Source organism: Allokutzneria multivorans (assembly GCF_039537405.1).
Classification (GTDB): Bacteria; Actinomycetota; Actinomycetes; order Mycobacteriales; family Pseudonocardiaceae; genus Allokutzneria; species Allokutzneria multivorans.
Map to the genome: position 1 here is coordinate 1 of NZ_BAABAL010000026.1, position 17684 is coordinate 17684.

Here is a 17684-nt window from a genome sequence, read left to right on the forward strand (position 1 = left end):
AGAACACACGCACACCATCCACAAGAATCTTAGCGATTCCCTGTCCGGGGCTCTCGTTCTGTTCTGCTGGAAGCTTATCCGGTTCGTTTTTCCGGTGTCAAATCGGGGGTGAACCCGGTCTGTTTTCCGCTTCAGCAGATATTCTGTTGATGTGTTTCGTACTGTACCCGGTCCGTTTTCGGGGCTTTCAGTGGGGGTCCCACTGTCGGTCCGTGTCCCGGCAGTTCCACTTCGCGGTGACCCGCTCGGTGTGGAACAAAAGTTAGCAGGGCGTTCACGGGGCGTTTTCACCCACCCCCCTCCAACCGTGATCTCGCAGGTCAGCGGCCTGCTGGCGAGCGGAGCGGACCGAAGGGGTTGACCCTGACGCCACGTGAGGCGGCAGGGTGACCGCGTCGAACCGGAAGGGAACCTGGGTGGACTACACGGTCGGACAAGTGGCCGCACTCGCGAATGTGACCGTGCGCACTCTTCACCACTACGACGAGATCGGACTGCTGTCTCCGAGCGGGCGCACTCCCGCCGGGTACCGCACCTACGGGGCGGCGGACCTGGACCACCTGCACCGCGTGCTCGCTTATAGGGAGCTCGGTTTCCCTCTCGAGGAGATCATGGCCATCGTCTCCGACCCGGACACCGACACCATGGGACACCTGCGCAGGCAACGCGACCTGCTGATGTCCAAGGTAGAGCGACTGCGCGGCATGGTCGCGGCCGTGGACCGCGAGATCGAGTCGCGGCGCATGGGGATCACGCTGACACCTGAAGAGCGCTTCGAGGTGTTCGGCGACTGGGAGCCCGTCCCCGGCTACGGCGAGGAGGCCGAGCGGCGGTGGGGACAGACGGAGCAGTGGCGCCAGGCGCAGGACCGCATGGGTTCCTTCGACAAGGAGGACTTCGCGCGCATGCAGGCCGCGCAAGCGGAGTGGGTGAAGGAGCTGCTCGCGGCGGTGGACGAGGGGTCGGCCGCGGACAGCGAACGCGCGATGGACCTGGCGGAGCGGCACCGGCAGCTGGTCGGCCTGCTCTACGACTGCTCGCCCGCGCAGCACGTGGGGATCGCGCGGATGTACGTGAGCGAGCCGGAGCAGTTGAACTTTCTAGTGCGCCCTGACCAGCAGCGGCCCGGACTGGCGGAGTTCATCTGCGCCGCGGTCCGGGCAAACGCCAAACGAATGGGTGAGTGACTAGGCCGTTCAGCCCTACAAGGATCTACGGACTTTCGTAGTTCTCTGGGGAGGCCGTGATGGCTGATCGTTCTGTCCGCGCTGTTCACTACGTCGGAAGCCTGCCGGGCGAGGACGCCGAGTCCGCGATGTCGGGGGCGCTGGCGAAATCCGGGTCCCGCCTGCGGACGCTCGCGGACGGCGAGACGGGTGAGCGCGACCGCTGGATCGTGAACTTCGTCGACAGCCTCGACGGACACCCTGACCTGGACACGGTGGCCAGGGGCGCGTGGTCCAGCTACACCGACATTCCGAAGTACCGCATCCGCAAGGGGCGCGAGCTGACCGGCGGCGCGCTGAACCTCGGCTACGTCGACGAGTTCCGGCGCAGCTACCCGGTCTTCAAGAAGCTGCGGGAGAAGCAGGGGAACGAGGGGCTGCGCTACCAGGTCGGCGTGCCTGGTCCCCTGGACCTCGCGATGTTCGTTTTCGGGCCGATCGGTCCCTTTAAGCACGTCAAGCCGTTCCACGACGCGACAACGCGCGAGCTGCGCGAGATTCACGCCGAGGCCGGCGACGACGTGCTGTTCCAGATCGAGGTGCCGGTCGAGCTGGTGTTCATGACCAAGGCGCCGAAGCTGCTGCACGGGGTGCTCTCGCGCTGGCTGGCGAAGAAGGTGGCCGCAGTCGCGGCGGACGCGCCCGAGGGCACGAGCTTCGGCGTGCACCTGTGCCTCGGCGATCTGAACAACAAGGCGCTCGGCAAGTTGAAGAGCGCCGCGCCGCTGGTGACGCTGTCGAACGCGATCGTGGCCGCGTGGCCCGCGGGGCGGAAGTTGGAGTACGTGCACGCGCCGCTCGCGATGGCCGACCTGCCGCCCGCGACGGACGAGTCCTTCTACCGCGCGCTGAGCGGACTCGTGCTTCCCGCAGGGTGCCGGTTCATCGCGGGGCTCGCGCACGAGGGCCAGGACCTGGAGACGCAGCGGCGGTTGCTCGCGCTGGTCGAACGACTCGTGAAGAGCGACGTGGACATCGCGTGCGCGTGCGGTCTGGGTCGGCGGAATGCTGATCAGGCGGCGCGCGCGATGGACCGCTGCAACGAGCTGGCCGAGACGACTGGCTGATCAGCCGACTTGCACGACGGGAGCGCGTGAAGTACCCCCTGTGGGATGACTACGCGCCCCGTCGTGCTCGGCACCCTGGTGCTCGCGGGGGTGCTCGTGGCGTGTGCGGACACTCCGCCGCCACCAGCACCGCCTGCCCCCGTGACAAGCACTGCCGCAGCGACCACGACGACAACCCCGGCGAACACGGGTCCCCTGGTGTCCGTTCAGGACGTGGACCCGAGCATCGTCGTCGAGGCGCGCTACTTCACCGACCACAACTTCGTCGGCGAGCGCATCGACGGCTACGAGGCGAACAAGTGCCTGGTGACACCGCAGGCCGCTGAGGGCCTCCGGCGCGTGCAGGAGGAACTGCGACCGAAGTCGCTGAGCCTGAAGGTGTACGACTGCTACCGCCCGCAGCGCGCGGTGAACCACTTCGTGCGCTGGGCGAAGACCTCGGACACGCGGATGAAGGCGGAGTTCTACCCGACGCTCGGCAAGGACCGCCTGTTCCCCGACGGCTACATCGCCGAGCGCTCCGGGCACAGCCGTGGGAGCACGGTGGACCTCACGCTCATCGACGTGCCCGCGCGACCGCAGGCGCAGTACCGCGCCGGTGAGGGGCTCGCGAACTGCACGGCGCCACAGGAGCGGCGGTTCGCCGACAACAGCGTCGACATGGGTACCGGCTTCGACTGCTTCGACAAGCTGGCGCACACCGCGAACCCGGCGATAGCGCAGCCCGCGAAGGGCAACCGGGCGCTGCTGAAGTCCTTGATGGACAAGCACGGTTTCACCAACTACGCGCAGGAGTGGTGGCACTTCACCCTGCGAGGTGAACCACATCCTGGGACCTATTTCGACCTGCCGGTGCGTTGATCCCGGAAGTCGATACGTTGTCAAGACCAGAACATGATGGGGAGAGTGCATGGCTGCCGATATCGGCGTGACCGGACTCGCGGTGATGGGCCGCAACCTGGCGCGCAACTTCGCCCGCAACGGCTTCTCGGTCGCGGTGCACAACCGCTCGCGGGCCAAGACCGACGCGCTGGTGTCCGAGTTCGGGCACGAGGGCGAGTTCGTGGGCAGCGCGACCGCCGAGGAGTTCGTCGCCTCGCTGTCCACCCCGCGCAAGATCGTGATCATGGTGAAGGCCGGTGGGCCGACCGACGCGGTGATCGACGAGCTGACGCCGCTGCTGGAGCCGGGCGACATCCTGGTGGACGGCGGCAACGCGCACTTCGCCGACACGCGCCGGCGCGAGGCCGCGTTGAAGGAGAAGGGCATCCACTTCGCCGGGGTCGGCATCTCCGGTGGTGAGGAGGGCGCGCTGCTCGGGCCGAGCATCATGCCCGGTGGCTCGAAGGAGTCCTACGCGGCGCTCGGGCCGCTGCTGGAGAAGGTGGCCGCGAAGGTCGACGGGACGCCGTGCTGCGTGCACGTGGGCCCGGACGGCGCGGGTCACTTCGTGAAGATGGTGCACAACGGCATCGAGTACGCCGACATGCAGCTGATCGCGGAGTCCTACGACCTGCTGCGCCAGGGCCTCGGGCTGGGCGCGAAGGAGCTGGCCGAGGTCTTCCGCGGCTGGAACACCGGTGAGCTGGACTCGTACCTGATCGAGATCACCGCCGAGGTGCTCGACCAGGTCGACGCGGCCACCGGCAAGGCGTTCGTGGACATCGTGCTCGACCAGGCGGAGCAGAAGGGCACCGGGCGCTGGACGGTGCAGACCGCGCTGGAGCTGGGCGTGCCGATCAGCGGGATCGCCGAGGCGGTGTTCGCGCGGTCGCTGTCCGGGCACGCGGACCAGCGCGCGGCGGCGGTGAACCTGCCCGGCCCCTCCGGTGGGACCGTCACAGGAGCGCGCGCGGAGACGCTGGTGGAGGACGTGCGGCTGGCGCTGTACGCCTCGAAGATGGTGGCTTACGCGCAGGGCTTCGACCAGATCATCGCGGCCAGCAAGGAGTACGGCTGGGACGTCGACCTCGGCTCGACGGCGACGATCTGGCGCGGCGGCTGCATCATCCGGGCGCGGTTCCTGGACCGCATCCGCGAGGCCTACGACGAGTCCGGTGACCTGCCGTCGCTGCTGGTGGCGCCGTTCTTCGCGAAGGCGCTGGAGCAGGCTCAGCAGGCGTGGCGCCGTGTGGTGACCACGGCGGTGGAGCTGGGCGTTCCAACCCCGGGCTTCGCCTCGTCGCTGGCCTACTACGACGGTCTGCGGCGCGAGCGGCTGCCCGCGGCGTTGATCCAGGGGCAGCGCGACTTCTTCGGCGCGCACACCTACCGGCGCGTGGACCGCGAGGGCAGCTTCCACGTCGACTGGTCCGGCAAGCGCGAGGAGAATCCGGCCTGATCCGAAACGCACTGGAAGCTGGGCTGTTCTCAGAGCAGCCCAGCTTTCGTTTTGAGAGGGTGCGGTGGTGAGGGGACTCGTGTCGATCTTGGCAGCCGCAACCGTCGTCTGCGCTGGTTGCGGCGGTGGTGAACCCGCTGCGAAGGACCTGTGCGGGGTGATCGGGAAGGCCGACTTCCCGTGGCCGGGCGAGCCCACCGCCAAGCGCGAGCAGGACTCGCTGGGGCTGACCTGCTCGTGGTCGGCGGCGGGCTACAGCGTCGCGTTGAAGCGGATGCCGGGCGTTCCGCTGGAGTCGATGCGGAAGTCCTGGAACCTCAAGGAGCCCGCGAAGTCGCTGGGCGGGCGTGAGGTCTTCGTGCACAAGTCCGGTTATGACCTGCGGTCGGCGGACGAGCGCGCGATCGAGTGCCGTGCGGCGATGAAGGACGGTTCCGGTGTCGTGACGCTCCAGGTGCGCAACGACGACACCGCTGATCTGTGCGCGGACGTCACGAAGCTGGCGGAGAAGGTCGCGCGGCACGTTCCAGGATGACCGCCTCGTCGGGTGCGAGCGGGCCCGGCCCTGCTCTGTCCACTGTGGAGTATCGAAGCCGCCAGTCGCCGTCGAGCTCGGCGGCTGTGCTGCCGAAGTTGGCCGCTACCACGGTGTTTCCGCACTGGTAGGCGACCAGGCCGGGAGCGGTGTCCAGCCAGATCGGTTCCGTGCTGCGGAGATCCGGTAGCTCGCGGCGCACGTGCAGCAGGCGCCGGTGGGCGTTCAGGATCGAGTGCGGGTCTTGCTGCTGCACTTCGACGGTGTCGGCCGGCGTGCGGTCGCCGAAGGGCAGCCACGCCGAGGAAGCGCTGGTGAAGCCCAGGTTCTCCTCGGCGCGCCAGGGCATCGGCGTGCGCGAGGCGTCGCGGTTGTGCTCGTGGTTGCCGCCACGCTTGGCGAGCGGATCTTGGGCCAGCTCAGCGGGCACGACGCCGTTGACCAGGCCGAGTTCGTCGCCCTGGTAGAGGAACGGTGTGCCGGGCAGGCCCATGGTCAGCGTCGTCAGTGCGAGCGAACGGGCGGCGCCGTAGCGCGTGGCCGCGCGGCTCCAGTCGTGGCTGCTCTGCGCCCAGGACAGGGCGGGGCTGGCCGAGGACGCCGCGCGCAGCAGGTCGGCTTCGGTCCCGCCAACGTCCACTGTGGACTGGATGAGGCCGAAGTAGAAGTAGGAGTGCAGCCCGTCGCGGCCCAGGTAGCCCGCGAGCGCGCCGGGGTCGGTCATGTGCGTCTCCCCCACCAGGAAAGCGCCGTGGTCGTCGGCGATCATGCGCCAGCGACGGTGGATGTCGTGCAGCGCGGGCTGGCCGATGTCGTGCTGGTGGTCGTAGTGGTACCAGTCCGCCACCGCTCCGCCGATGAGCCGCACGCGGTCGTCGGGCAGGCGCGGGTTGTCGGGCAGTTCCGGGTGCTTGGCCAGGTAGTGCGCGGTGTCCACGCGGAAGCCGTCCATGCCCCGGTCGAGCCAGAACCGCATGATCGACTCGACCTCGTCGGCGACCTTCGGGTTTCCCCAGTCGAGGTCGGGCTGCTCGGGGGTGAACAGGTGCGCGTACCACTCGTCGGTGTGCGCGTCGTAGGTCCACGCCGGGCCGCCGAAGGTCGCGACCCAGTTGTTCGGCGGCTGCCCCGGACCGCGACCCGGCCGCCACAGGTAGTGGTCGCGGTACGGGTTGTCCTTGGCGGACTTGGACATCAGGAACCACGGGTGCTCGTTGGAGGTGTGGTTCACCACGAGATCGCTGATCACCCGCATGCCGCGCGCGTGGGCCTGCTCGATGAGCCGGTCCAGGTCGTCGAGCGTGCCGAAGCGCGGGTCGACGTCGCGGTAGTCGGAGATGTCGTAGCCGTGGTCGTGCATGGGCGAGCGGTAGAACGGCGTGATCCACAGCAGGTCGACGCCGAGCCACTCCAGGTAGTCGAGCTTGCTGATCACGCCGGGCAGATCGCCCCACCCGTCGCCGTCGCTGTCGCAGAACGACGGCAGGTACACCTCGTAGCCGACCGCGCCTGCCCACCAGTCCTGTCGCATCACACCTCCACCTCGCGGGTTCTCACCTTCAACACCACCAGGACCGAGACCAGGCCCAGGGTGATCACGTTCGTCACGGCGACCGGGACGTCGCCGGTGGCGATCCCGTAGACCGCCCACATGCCCACGCCGCCGCCGAAGAGCAGCAACCACCCCCAGGAGAGGTCGCCAGCGCTGCGGGTACGGGCCGTGCGGAGCACCTGCGGCAGGAAGCTGAGCATCGTCAGCGCTCCCGCGACCAAGCCGAAGACCGTCACACCACTCCCTAGTTTGTGCAGTGGCTGTACAAACTTAGACTAGAGGTCATGAGCCCCCTCGCACAAGAACGCTCGCGCGATTCGCTGGGCGCGCTGGTGCTCCAGCTGCACATGCGGGGCGGGATCGCGAGCCGGGCGGAGCTGACCGAGGTGCTCGGGTGCGGGCGCAGCGCGATGGGCTACCTGCTTGGCGAGCTGACCTCGCGCGGCTTGATCTCCATCGACCCCACGGGCGGACCGGCTCCCTCGACGGACGGCGGGCGGCCCTCGCACGCGGTGCTCGTCGCCGATGGCGCGCCGACGGTGGTCGCCGCGCAGCTGTCCGCCGAGTCCGTTGCCGTTGCGCGGGTCGGGCTCGGCGGGAAGGTGCACGCCCGCGTGGAACGGTCGCTGCGCACTCGCGACACGACCGACGCGCTGGACATGCTGAGCGAGCTGATCACGGAGTTCGCCGGGCCCGGCGTGCTCGGCGTCGGGCTCGCGGTGCCCTCACCCGTGCGTCGAACCGACGGGTTCGCGGCGGCTGCGCTGCACCTGGGCTGGCGCGGGGTGCCGCTGCGCGAGTTGTTGCTGGAGCGCCTGGGAATGCCGTTGGCGCTGGGCAACGACGCGAACCTGGCGGCGATGGCGGAGTACCGGCACGGCGCGGGCAAGGGCGCGGAGCAGCTGCTCTACCTGATGACCGGCCACGTCGGGCTCGGCGGCGCGGTGGTCAGCGAGGGGCGGCTCTTCCTCGGCGCGCGCGGCTACGCGATCGAGCCCGGGCACATCACCGTCGACCCGGCCGGAGCCTCGTGCCCGTGCGGCTCCACCGGCTGCCTCGAGGTCGAAGCCGATCATCGGGGACTGCTGCGCGCGGCCGGTCGCGGTGATCATCCGTTGCACGAAGTGCCTGCGGCGGTTGAGGAAGTCCTCGCCGCGGCCGTCGCCGGTGACGCGCGGTGCGGTGCGGCCGTCGAGCAGGCGACGCGGCATCTGGGCAGCGGCCTGGCGAGCCTGCTCAACCTGACCGACGCCGACCGCATCGTGCTCGGTGGCACGCTCGGCCGCCTCTACGACCTGCGCCCGCGCATCGTGGACGAGGGCGTGGCCAGCCGCTCGTTCCTCACCGAGGTGGGCGAAATCCCCGTGGTGCCAGGAGCTTTGCCGGACAGCGTGCTGCTCGGTGCGGCGGAGCTGGCCCTGCAACCGCTGCTGGAGGATCCCAAGCGCGTGCTAGATCGCGAATAGTCGCTTCTCGGCTTCGTCGAGCGCGACCCGTAACGCGCCGAGCGCGACCGCTTCGTCAGGCAGCTCCGAGAGCACCAGGCGCGGCGGCGTGAGGCACAGTTCGGGGACCCTCGCGGAGAGCTTTTCGAGCAGCACGGGGCCGCACTGCGTCAGGAAACCGCCCAGTACCACCAGTTCTGGGTCTACGGCGAGGGCCATGGTCGCGATGCCCTGCGCGAGGTCGTCGAGGAACCCGTCCGCTTCGGACTCGGCGCCCAGATCGGTGAAGGCGCGCGCGAGGTCGTGCTTGGACTGCACGAGGAAGTCGTTGGCGGAGGCCCACGGCGAGTGCGGCAACGCGCCCAGTTCGCCCGCCGCGCCGTGGTTTCCCCGGTGCACGCGGCCGTTGATGACCACGCCGACGCCGAGCTTGTGGTCCGCGAGCACGGAGACCACGTCGTCGACCTCGCGCGCGGCTCCGCGCCAACGCTCCCCCAGCGCGGCGGTGTTGGCGTCGTTCTCCACCCGCACGGGGCAGGCGAAGTGCGCGCCCAGCTCGCCCGCGAGGTCGAGCCCGGTCCAGCCGTCGAGCACCGAGCAGAGCGAGATCCTGCCGTCGCGGTCGACGAGGCCGGGCGTTCCGACGGCGACCGCCCAGAGCTCGTCCCTGGCGACCCCGGCGGCTTGGAGGCACTGCTGCACGGCGCGGCGGGCCCTGATGAGGCGTTCGGGGCCGGGCACGTCGGGGCTCAGCTCGACGCGCTTGGCGCCGACGACCTCGCCGTGCAGGTCGCTGATCACCGCGTAGACCTTGTGCGGGCCGATGTGCAGGCCGAGCACGTGCCCGGCGTCGGCGCGGAAGCGGAAGCGGCGCGCGGGCCGGCCGAGCGGGCGGGTGCCGGCGGAGCCGGGCCGGGCCTCGGCGACCACTCCGGCGGAGATCAGCTCCTCCACCGCGCCCTCGACGGCGGAGCGGGAGAGCTCGGTCGCCCTGGTCAGCTCGGTCAGCGTGAGCGCCACCGCGCGGTGCAGGACGCGCAGCACCCTGGCCGTGTTGAGCCTGCGCAGGGCCGTGGCGTCACCGCCGGGACCACCCACTCCGTCCACGGGGTTCAGGCTAGCCACTTCAGACGCTTCACGACTTTGTGAAAAGTGTGTAGCTTGACGGCATGAGGATCGTGATCGTGACCGTGGGCTCGCGCGGGGACGTCGCGCCGTACACCGGCCCCGCGCTGCGGCTCAGGGAGGCCGGGCACGAGGTCGTGATCGCCGCGCAGTCCGCCTTCGCCGACATGATCGGCGAGCTGGGGCTGGACCACCGGCCGATGCCCGGTGACACGCGCGCCCTGCTGGAGTCCGAGCAGGGGCGGGCCTGGGCGTCCAAGGGCGGTGGGCTGCGCGGGGTGATGACCCAGGTGGAGATCGCCAAGCAGCTGATGGACTCCGTCGCCGAGGGTGTGGTCGCGGCGGCCGAGGGCGCTGATGTCCTTCTGCTGCAACGAGGAGCGCTGCTCCACGGCTACCTGGCCGGCAAGGCCCTCGGTATCCCGACCGCCGCGCTGGAGCTGTTCCCCGGCGTGCCCACCGCGGAGTTCGGCCTCGCCGGGATGGGCGGCAAGGACCTGGGCCGCGTGCTGAACCGGTGGCTGCCGCGCCTGGCGCTGCGCATGCCGTCGCCGTTGGACGCCTCGGTGAAGGAGTTCTGCCGCCGTGTCGGGTTGCCGCCGATGGGAGGCACGCGCGTGCGCCGGATGATGCTCGCCGACCAGGACCACCCGGTGCTGCACGGTTTCAGCAGGCACGTGGTGCCACGCCCGGCGGACTGGCCGCGCGGCACCGACGTGGTGGGGTACTGGTGGCCGGAGCGCCCGCCCGGCTGGACCGCGCCCGCCGAGCTGGTGGACTTCATCCAGGCCGGTCCCCCGCCGGTGTTCCTCGGTTTCGGCAGCATGGCGCCGGGCGAAGGGGCTCGGCTGTCGGAGATCGTGACCGAGACCGTGCGGCGCGCCAAGGTCCGCGCCGTGGTGCAGGCGGGATGGTCGGGGCTCACCGCGACCGGCGACGACGTGCTGTGCGTGGAGAGCGTCCCGCACGACTGGTTGTTCCCGCGCATGGCCGCCGTGGTGCACCACTGCGGCGCCGGGACCACCGGGGCGGGCGTGCGCGCGGGTGTGCCCGTCGTGCCCACCCCGGTGCTCGCCGACCAACCGTTCTGGGCCTCCCGGCTCGCGAAGATCGGCGTCAGCCCGGGCTCGGTGCCCTTCACCAAGCTCTGCGCCGGGCTGCTGGCTCCCCTGGTGTCCCAGGCGGTCACCGATCCGGGCTATCGCGCTCGTGCGCGGGCGCTGGCGGAGAAGGTGCGCGCCGAGGACGGCTCGGCCGCTGTGCTCCGCCTGGTCGCCGGGATGTGACCCGTCGCGGGCCCGCGGCCTGCGGTTCCAGGCCGTAGTGGGCCGGGGTTTGCCGGTCTTCAAGACCCGCAAACCCCCACTTCGGCGGTCTCCAACGACGGCAAACCCCTTGCGGTGCGCGCGGTTCGGCTTGGTCTGGGGCCCTTGCGCATGCGTGTGTGAAGCGGCCCGGTTTCGTTGGCGGCCTGCGGTTTCCAGGCCGTAGTGGGCCCGGGGGGGTCGACGGTCTTCAAGTACACCGAACCCCCGTCGCAGAGGTCTTCAACCACCGCAAACCCCCGCGTCAGCTCGGCCGCCCTCGTACCCAATGTGGCATTTGTTACGTCTGGCGTAACCGATGCCACATTGGGTTCATCAGTCGGCGCTGAAGAGGTTGAGGTGGGGTGGACGAGGGTTTGGGGTGGTTGACGATGTGGCGGAGGGGGGTTTGTGGGTCTTGAAGACTGGGGTTCTAGCGCCACCAGGTGTCGGCGGGGGTGACGGGGACGGTGCGCTTGTGGCGGGTCGCCAGGTACATGCGTTCGAGCTTCGAGGAGACCTCGGGGCTCACGTCGAGGCCTTCCAGGTAGTCGTCGATCTGCTCGTAGGTGAGGCCGAGCGCGACCTCGTCGGGCAGCGCGGGGCGGTCCTCCTCCAGGTCGGCGGTGGGCACCTTCTGCCAGACGCTGGGCGGAGCGCCGAGCTCCTGCAGCAGCGCGGCGCCCTGGCGCTTGGTCAGCCCGGTGAGCGGGGTGATGTCGACGCCGCCGTCGCCGTACTTGGTGAAGAAACCGGTCACGGCCTCGGCGGCGTGGTCGGTGCCGACGACGAGCATGGTGAGCTGCCCGGCGATGGCGTACTGGATCACCATGCGCTCGCGGGCCTTCACGTTGCCGTGCACGAAATCGCGCAGCTTGGGCTCGCCGAGCGCACGAGCGACCTCGGCTCCGACGGCCTCGGCTCCCGGCTTGACGTTGGCGGTGACGACGCGGTCGGGCTTGATGAACTCCAGCGCGGCCTGCGCGTCGGCCTCGTCGGCCTGAACCCCGTGGGGCAGGCGAACGGCCACGAAGCCCGCCTCGTGGCCCTCCTCGCGCAGCTCCTCGCTCGCGAGCTGGCAGAGCCTGCCGGTCAGCGTGCTGTCCTGGCCGCCGCTGATCCCGAGCACGAAGCCCTTCGCGGGGGTGGAGCGCAGGAAGTCCTTGAGGAAGTCGACGCGATCGCGCACCTCGACCTTGGGCACGACGGTCGGTTTGACGGCAAGCTCGGCGAGGATCCGCTCCCGGAGGTTCATCCTCGTACTGTACGACCGCCCCGGTTGACCGCAGGGCCGCTCGGGTACCCGGGCGCCATGGCGAAGACGGAGATGCGGATCACGGCCAGCGCGCAGGACGTGTTCGACGTCCTCGCCGACGGCTGGTCGTACGCGGGGTGGGTGGTCGGCGCCTCGCACATCCGCGAGGTCGACGAGGGCTGGCCCGCCGAGGGCACCCGCATCCACCACAGCGTCGGGCCGTGGCCGCTCCAGGTGGAGGACGTGACGAAGGTGGTCCGCGTGGTGCACGGCGAGCTGATCGAGCTGGAGGCCCGGATGTGGCCGGTCGGCAGCGCGAAGGTCCGGATCACGCTCACCCCGGCCGGGCCGGGGGCCACCGACGCGGTGATGGAGGAGGAGATCACCCGAGGCCCCGCGCGGGTGGTCCCGGACGTGTTGCTCAAGCCCCGCAACGCCGAAGCGCTGCGGCGGCTCGCCGACATCGCCAGGGGCCGGACCTGAGCACCGGCCCCCGGCGGCAGGGGATCAGCCGAAGGACACCGGGATGAAGACGTCGTAGAAGCGGTCGGCCGAGGCGTTGTGGTCGCGGCGGCTGATGATCGCGCAGGTCACCTGCGAGCAGTCCAGGCCGGGGCCCGCCTCGGTGACGCGGATCTTCGCGGTGAACGAGCCGCCGGAGATCGAGAAGACGGACTTCCCGTTGGCGGGGAAGGCGTTGGTCACCCAGGACGAGGGCCCGATCTGCTCGGAGCCTTGGCCGTTGCCACCGAGGCACGGGGCCGGGCGCGCGCCGTAGCTGTAGTCGTCGGGCACCTGGCACAGCGCCAGGTAGTAGCCGTTCGGGTCGTCGTAGCCGGAGCCGGTGATCGTCACGGTCGCGCCCGCCGGGTCCAGGCCGGTGGCGTTGTCCGCGCTCAGGGTGTGGCCGTTGCGGGTGGCCGAGCCCGGTGCGGCGACGGCCGATCCGACCACGCCGGTGAGGCCCACGACGGTGAACAGGGTGACGAGCAGGGTCTTGCGCACAGTGCTGCCCTCTTTCGGCTTTCGGTGAAGGGTGTGGTGGCTTGTGCGTCAGCGGGAAGCGCGCGGGCGGAGCAGGAGTCCGCCGAGCAGCAGGAGCGCGGCGCCGAGAACGGTCAGCGGGACGATGCCGTCGGCTCCGGTGTTGGCGAGGCGCTGCTGCTGAACTTGCTGAGGAGGCTGCTCTTCTTGTTGCTGCGTCGTTGTTTCGACGCTTGTTGAAGACACAGTCGTTGGCACAGTTGTGGTCGTTGGCTGCGTGGTCGTCGTCGGAGTTGTCGTGGTCGGCGTGCGGATGGTGAGCACGGCGCTGGCGCTCGCGGTCTGCCCGGCCTCGTTGCTGAAGGCCACGCGGTAGTGGCCGTTGCGCGCGGGCAGGCGGAGCGTGCTGGTCACGGCCTCGCCCTGGCCGCTCGTCGTGCCGGCGCCGAGGTCGGCCCAGCTCTCGCCGCCGTCGATGCTGTGCTGCCACAGGGATTGCGGCTTCGGCGTGCCGATCGCCGTCGCGGTCAGCGTCGCGGTGCCGGGTTCGACGGTCTGGCTCTGCGGCTGCGCGGTGATCTTGGGCGAGACCGACCGCGTCAGCACGTCGACGCGGTTGTCCTTGGTGTTGGCCACGTACACGAGCCCGTTGCGGCCGACCACGACCGGGCCGGGCTTGCCGATGTCGACGCGCTCGACGACCTTGCCGTCGGCGATCACGCTGACCTGGCCGATCTCCGCCTGGCTGACGTAGAGCAGCCCGCCGTGCGCGGTGATCCTCGTCGGCGCCACTCCGACGCCGATCGGCTGCCCGGCCACCTTGCCGGACTTGATGTCCACTGTGGACACCGCGCCGGAGATCCTGCCCGCCACGTAGGCCTTGCCGTCGGCGATCGCCACCGAACGCGGTTCTCCGGCGATCGGAATGGTCGCAGTGACCTTGTTGTCGGCGGCGCCGATCACGGAGACGGAGTTGCCGGAGGCGTTGGCCACATAGGCGTTCCCGCTGTCGGAGTCGACCGCGACCCCATCGGGTTCGAGTCCCACCGGCACGGTCGCGACAACCTTGTGCTGCGCGTCGATCACCGTGACGGAATTGCCGAGTCCGCTGGTGACGAACACGGTTCCCCGCTTCTGGTCGACCGCGACCCCGTTGGGACCGAGTCCCACTGGGACGGTCGCGAGTACCGTTCGGGACTCAGTGTCCACAACGGACACCGTGGGTTTTCCGCCGATCGCGTCCCTGTTGACGGCGTAGAGCAGCTTTCCGCGCAAGGCCAACTGGGACGTGGTGTTACCGAGCTTGATCGGAGTGCCGATGATCTCATTGGTGCCGCCGCTGATCACCGACACGGCGTCGGCGCGGGCGCTGCTGAAGTAGATGTCGTCCGACGCCGCAAGACCGGCGAGTCCGTTGGCGGGCACGGAGGTCTTGAGCTTGTGCTTGGTGACGCCGCCCGGATCGCCAGGTCCCGGACCACCGCCACCTCCGCTCCAGGCGACCGGAACGCCGACGTCCTGCGTGCGGTCGCCGCTGGCGGTGTGGTCGCTGCGGGTGAACACCGCGCAGGTCAGGATCGCGCAGTCGGCGAACTCGTCCTTGCGCTTCACCGTGATCGTGAAGGAGAACGAGCCGCCGGGCCCGTACGGCTTCACGAGGTCCTTGCCGTAGTCCGGCGGGTTGTTGGAGATCCAGACCGACGAGCCGGCGCCACCGGTCATGTCGACGCCGCCGACGCAGGGCGAAGGAGCTTTGCCGGGACCGTTGTCCACGCACAGCGCGAGGTAGATCCCTTGCGCGCGACGGCTTTCCGTGCCGTCGTCGTACCCGCGCCCGGTGACCTTGATGGCCTGCCCGGCCGGATCGAGGTCGTGGGCCGGGGCGACCGTGAGCGTACGACCGTTGGCACTCACCGTTTTCTCCCCGTTCGCCGCGTGTGCCACCGGCGCGAGGCCGAGCACGAGCAGCACGATGAGTGCCAACCGCCGCATCACTCCCCCTACCTTTACTTAGGCATGCCTAACTTAAACAGCGCGTGCGGGAACCACAAGGGGCACACCGGTTTCCGGGTGCGGGATCACATCGACCGGGTGTTCGTAGACCTCGCTCAGCAGCTCCGGCGTGAACACCTCGACCGGTCGCCCCGACGCCGCGACGCGTCCTTCGCGCAACACGACGGCTTGGTCGGCGTGCGCCGCCGCGAGGCCGAGGTCGTGCAGCACCACCACGACCGCGCAGCCCTCCGCCGCGCGGCGCCGCGCGACTGCGAGCACGAGTTCCTGGTGCTTGAGATCCAGGGCCGCCGTGGGTTCGTCCAGCAGCAGCAACGGTGTTCGCTGCGCGAGCACGCGCGCCAGGGACACCCGCGCTCGTTCACCGCCGGACAGCGAGGGGAAACGTCGGTCGGCGAACTCGACGACCCCCGCGCGCTCCATGCTGTCCCGGATGACGTCCTCGTCGTGCTTCTCCTCGGCAGTTCCCGCCCAGGGAGCGCGTCCCATCTCGACGATCTCGCGCACCCGGAACGGGAAGGACAGCGTTGTGTGTTGCGGCAGAACGGATCGCAGCCGGGCCAGCTCGACCGCCGGGTAGCTCGACGGCTCGCGCCCGTCGATCAGCACGCTGCCCCGGTACGGGAGGTCACCGGCGACCGCCGCGAGCAGCGTGGACTTGCCCGCGCCGTTGGGGCCGACCAGGGCGAGCACTTCTCCCTGGCGCGCAAGGAGATCTACTCCGTCCACAATGGACTTACCGGCGATCCTCACGCGCAGGTCCTCGACCTTCACGCCCAGCCTCCTTGCCTGGCACGGGTCTTGCGCAGCAACCAGAAGAAGAACGGCGCGCCGATCAGCGCGGTCAGCACGCCCAGCGGCACTTCGGCGGGCGCGGCGACCGTGCGGGCGACGAGGTCGGCGCCGACGAGCAGAACCGCTCCGCCCAGCGTGCTCGCCGCGATCAAGGTGCGGTGGCCGGGCCCGGCGATCATGCGAATCAGGTGCGGCACGACGAGTCCGACGAAGCCGATCACCCCGGAGAACGCCACCGCCGCCGAGGTCAGCAGCGCCACCACCACGATCAGCACGCGGCGCATGCCCTCCACGTCGACGCCGAGGTGCCGTGCGGAACGCTCACCGAGCGCGAGCAGGTCCAGCCGCCGCGCGTAGAACGGTGCGACGGCCAGCCCCACCACCGCGCAGGGCGCCACCGCCGCGACCGCGCCCCAGGTCGCCGAGCCCACGCTGCCGAGGTTCCAGAACGTGATCGCGCGGAGCTGGGCGTCGTTGGAGTAGAACATCAGCAGGCCGATCATGGCTCCGCACAAGGCGTTCACCGCCACGCCGGTCAGCACGAGCGTCACGACCTCCGTGCGCCCACCCGAGCGGGAGAGCGCGTAGACCACCGCGACCGCGATGAGGCCGCCGAAGAACGCCGCCGCGACCACGGTCCAGCTGCCCAGGAACGACACCCCGGAGACGACCACGGCCGCAGCGCCGACCGCGGCTCCGGAGGACACCCCGATCACGCCGGGCTCGGCGAGCGGGTTGCCGAAGACGCCCTGCATCAGGGCTCCCGCGCAGCCGAGCGACGCGCCGACCACGGCGCCGAGCACGACGCGCGGGAAGCGGACCTCCCAGAGGGTGCGCTCGCCGAGGTGGTCGGGCAGGTGGCCGGTGTCGATGCCGATCTTGTGCAGCACGGAGCCGAGGATCTGCCCGACCGGGATCTGGTACGCCCCCACGCCCGTGGCGAGCAGGGCCACGACGACGAGGGCGATCGCGAGGACGAGCAGCAGCGGGGCGGGCCTGCCCCTCACCGCCGGTGGATCCGGTCGACGAGCAGGTCGAGCACCTGCGCGGTGCGCGGGCCGAAGTTCAGCAGCACGCCGTCCTCGACCTCGATCACGCGCTTGCGCTCGCCCGCCGGGGTCTGCGCGATGCCCGCGATGCCGACCAGACCGTCGATCCCGCCGACCGAGCGCAGTCCCCCGCCCATCACCAGCAGCACCTCCGGCCGCGCGGTGATCATCGCCTCCGAGGTGATCGGGGTGAACGTGCCCTTGCCCAGCGAGGTGCCGACGTCGACCGCGCCCGCGGCCTCGATCAGCGAATCGGCTCCGGACCCCTTGCCGCCCAACAGGTACACGCCCGCCGTGCCGCGCAGGTAGAGGAAGGCGACCTTGGGCTTGGCGGCCCCTGCGGGCACTCGGGACTGCGCGGTCTTGATCTCCGCGGCCGTGCGCGCGAGGAGGTCCCTGCCCGCGTCCGCGACGCCCAGCGCGGCGGCGACCTTGGTCATCCGGGGCGCGACGTCGCCGAGGTTCCACGCGGCGTTGATCACCACGACGGGAATGCCGGAGCCCTTGAGCTGCGCGAGGACCTCCGGCGGGCCGGTGTCCTCCTGCGCGAGGATCACGGTGGGGCGCACGGAGAACACGCCCTCGGTGGCGATGTCGTGGCCGGTGCCGCTGACCGAGGGCAGGCCGTCCGCCTCCTGGAAGGTCGTCGCGCGGTCCTTGGCGACGACGTTGCGGCCGAGACCGAGGCTGAACACCAGCTCGGAGAGCCCGCCGGAGAGCGGCACGATCCGGCTCACGTCGGTGACCGTGACGTCGCGGCCGTCGTCGGAGCGCACGGTGACCGGCAGCTTCGGCGCCGGGGTCCCGGGCAGCGGGCGGAGTCGCTTCGCGTCCACACCGACTCCGGGCGCGGCGGGTGCCGAAGTCCCCGGCGCTCCCGGCAGAGGGGCGCTCGCACACCCCGTGAGCAGCCCGAACGCCACCAGTATCGCGACCCACCTCATGCGAATTTCCCTCACTTCCGTCACCGTATTCGGTTAGGCTAACCTAAGC

Annotated in this window: 17 protein-coding genes; 8 read left to right on the forward strand and 9 right to left on the reverse strand. The window is 70.3% G+C overall.

The features are described from left to right. The first annotated feature begins 416 nt into the window (after positions 1-416). The 5 genes from ABD798_RS34235 to ABD798_RS34255 all read left to right on the forward strand — a co-directional run bounded on the left by ABD798_RS34235 (position 417) and on the right by ABD798_RS34255 (position 5169). Positions 417-1187, forward strand: a complete 771-nt coding sequence (locus ABD798_RS34235) for a MerR family transcriptional regulator (RefSeq protein WP_344884702.1) — start codon at positions 417-419, stop codon at positions 1185-1187. 59 nt (positions 1188-1246) lie between these two features. Further along, entirely contained in the window at positions 1247-2293 is a 1047-nt protein-coding gene (locus tag ABD798_RS34240; RefSeq protein WP_344884705.1) for a hypothetical protein, read from the forward strand. Between the two features lie 45 nt (positions 2294-2338). Further along, positions 2339-3154 (forward strand): M15 family metallopeptidase, encoded by an 816-nt coding sequence (locus tag ABD798_RS34245; protein WP_344884708.1) that lies wholly within the window; start codon positions 2339-2341, stop codon positions 3152-3154. Positions 3155-3203: 49 nt separating this feature from the next. Further along, positions 3204-4634: an NADP-dependent phosphogluconate dehydrogenase gene (gndA, locus tag ABD798_RS34250; protein WP_344884711.1), complete on the forward strand. Its 1431-nt coding sequence runs from the start codon at positions 3204-3206 to the stop codon at positions 4632-4634. 67 nt (positions 4635-4701) lie between these two features. Next, positions 4702-5169, forward strand: a complete 468-nt coding sequence (locus tag ABD798_RS34255; protein WP_344884714.1) for a hypothetical protein — start codon at positions 4702-4704, stop codon at positions 5167-5169. Here ABD798_RS34255 and ABD798_RS34260 read toward each other — a convergent pair. Further along, positions 5126-6700, reverse strand: coding sequence for an alpha-amylase family glycosyl hydrolase (locus ABD798_RS34260; protein WP_344884717.1), 1575 nt, complete (start codon positions 6698-6700; stop codon positions 5126-5128). The genes ABD798_RS34255 and ABD798_RS34260 overlap by 44 nt on opposite strands. Further along, on the reverse strand, positions 6700-6957 hold the full coding sequence (locus tag ABD798_RS34265; protein WP_344884720.1) for a SemiSWEET family sugar transporter: 258 nt from the start codon (positions 6955-6957) through the stop codon (positions 6700-6702). The genes ABD798_RS34260 and ABD798_RS34265 overlap by 1 nt, the downstream gene beginning before the upstream one ends. Positions 6958-7005: 48 nt before the next feature. Between ABD798_RS34265 and ABD798_RS34270 the strand changes: the two genes are divergently transcribed. Then, a complete protein-coding gene (locus ABD798_RS34270; protein ID WP_344884723.1) occupies positions 7006-8187 on the forward strand; it encodes an ROK family protein in 1182 nt (393 codons plus the stop codon). On the opposite strand, the gene ABD798_RS34275 is transcribed toward ABD798_RS34270, so the two are convergent. Next, positions 8173-9273 (reverse strand): ROK family protein, encoded by a 1101-nt coding sequence (locus ABD798_RS34275; protein ID WP_344884725.1) that lies wholly within the window; start codon positions 9271-9273, stop codon positions 8173-8175. The two genes, ABD798_RS34270 and ABD798_RS34275, sit on opposite strands and share 15 nt — an antisense overlap. Positions 9274-9335: 62 nt before the next feature. Between ABD798_RS34275 and ABD798_RS34280 the strand changes: the two genes are divergently transcribed. After that, positions 9336-10577, forward strand: coding sequence for a glycosyltransferase (locus ABD798_RS34280; RefSeq protein ID WP_344884727.1), 1242 nt, complete (start codon positions 9336-9338; stop codon positions 10575-10577). A gap of 451 nt (positions 10578-11028) precedes the next feature. On the opposite strand, the gene nadE is transcribed toward ABD798_RS34280, so the two are convergent. Beyond that, on the reverse strand, positions 11029-11850 hold the full coding sequence (gene nadE / locus ABD798_RS34285; protein ID WP_344884729.1) for an ammonia-dependent NAD(+) synthetase: 822 nt from the start codon (positions 11848-11850) through the stop codon (positions 11029-11031). A gap of 57 nt (positions 11851-11907) precedes the next feature. Between nadE and ABD798_RS34290 the strand changes: the two genes are divergently transcribed. Then, complete coding sequence (locus ABD798_RS34290; protein WP_344884732.1) at positions 11908-12333, forward strand: SRPBCC family protein; 426 nt, start codon at positions 11908-11910, stop codon at positions 12331-12333. Between the two features lie 24 nt (positions 12334-12357). On the opposite strand, the gene ABD798_RS34295 is transcribed toward ABD798_RS34290, so the two are convergent. From ABD798_RS34295 to ABD798_RS34315, 5 genes are read right to left on the reverse strand one after another with little or no spacing between them, the layout of a single operon-like run. Continuing rightward, a complete protein-coding gene (locus tag ABD798_RS34295) occupies positions 12358-12855 on the reverse strand; it encodes a hypothetical protein (protein WP_344884735.1) in 498 nt (165 codons plus the stop codon). A gap of 48 nt (positions 12856-12903) precedes the next feature. Beyond that, positions 12904-14826: an LPXTG cell wall anchor domain-containing protein gene (locus ABD798_RS34300; protein ID WP_344884738.1), complete on the reverse strand. Its 1923-nt coding sequence runs from the start codon at positions 14824-14826 to the stop codon at positions 12904-12906. Between the two features lie 33 nt (positions 14827-14859). After that, positions 14860-15621: a heme ABC transporter ATP-binding protein gene (locus ABD798_RS34305; RefSeq protein ID WP_344884741.1), complete on the reverse strand. Its 762-nt coding sequence runs from the start codon at positions 15619-15621 to the stop codon at positions 14860-14862. Beyond that, a complete protein-coding gene (locus ABD798_RS34310) occupies positions 15618-16649 on the reverse strand; it encodes a FecCD family ABC transporter permease (protein WP_344884744.1) in 1032 nt (343 codons plus the stop codon). Before ABD798_RS34310 ends, ABD798_RS34305 begins: the two co-directional genes overlap by 4 nt. Beyond that, the gene (locus ABD798_RS34315; protein WP_344884747.1) at positions 16646-17635 is read right to left on the reverse strand and encodes a heme/hemin ABC transporter substrate-binding protein; all 990 of its coding nucleotides are present in this window, start codon (positions 17633-17635) and stop codon (positions 16646-16648) included. The genes ABD798_RS34310 and ABD798_RS34315 overlap by 4 nt, the downstream gene beginning before the upstream one ends. Positions 17636-17684: the final 49 nt, after the last annotated feature.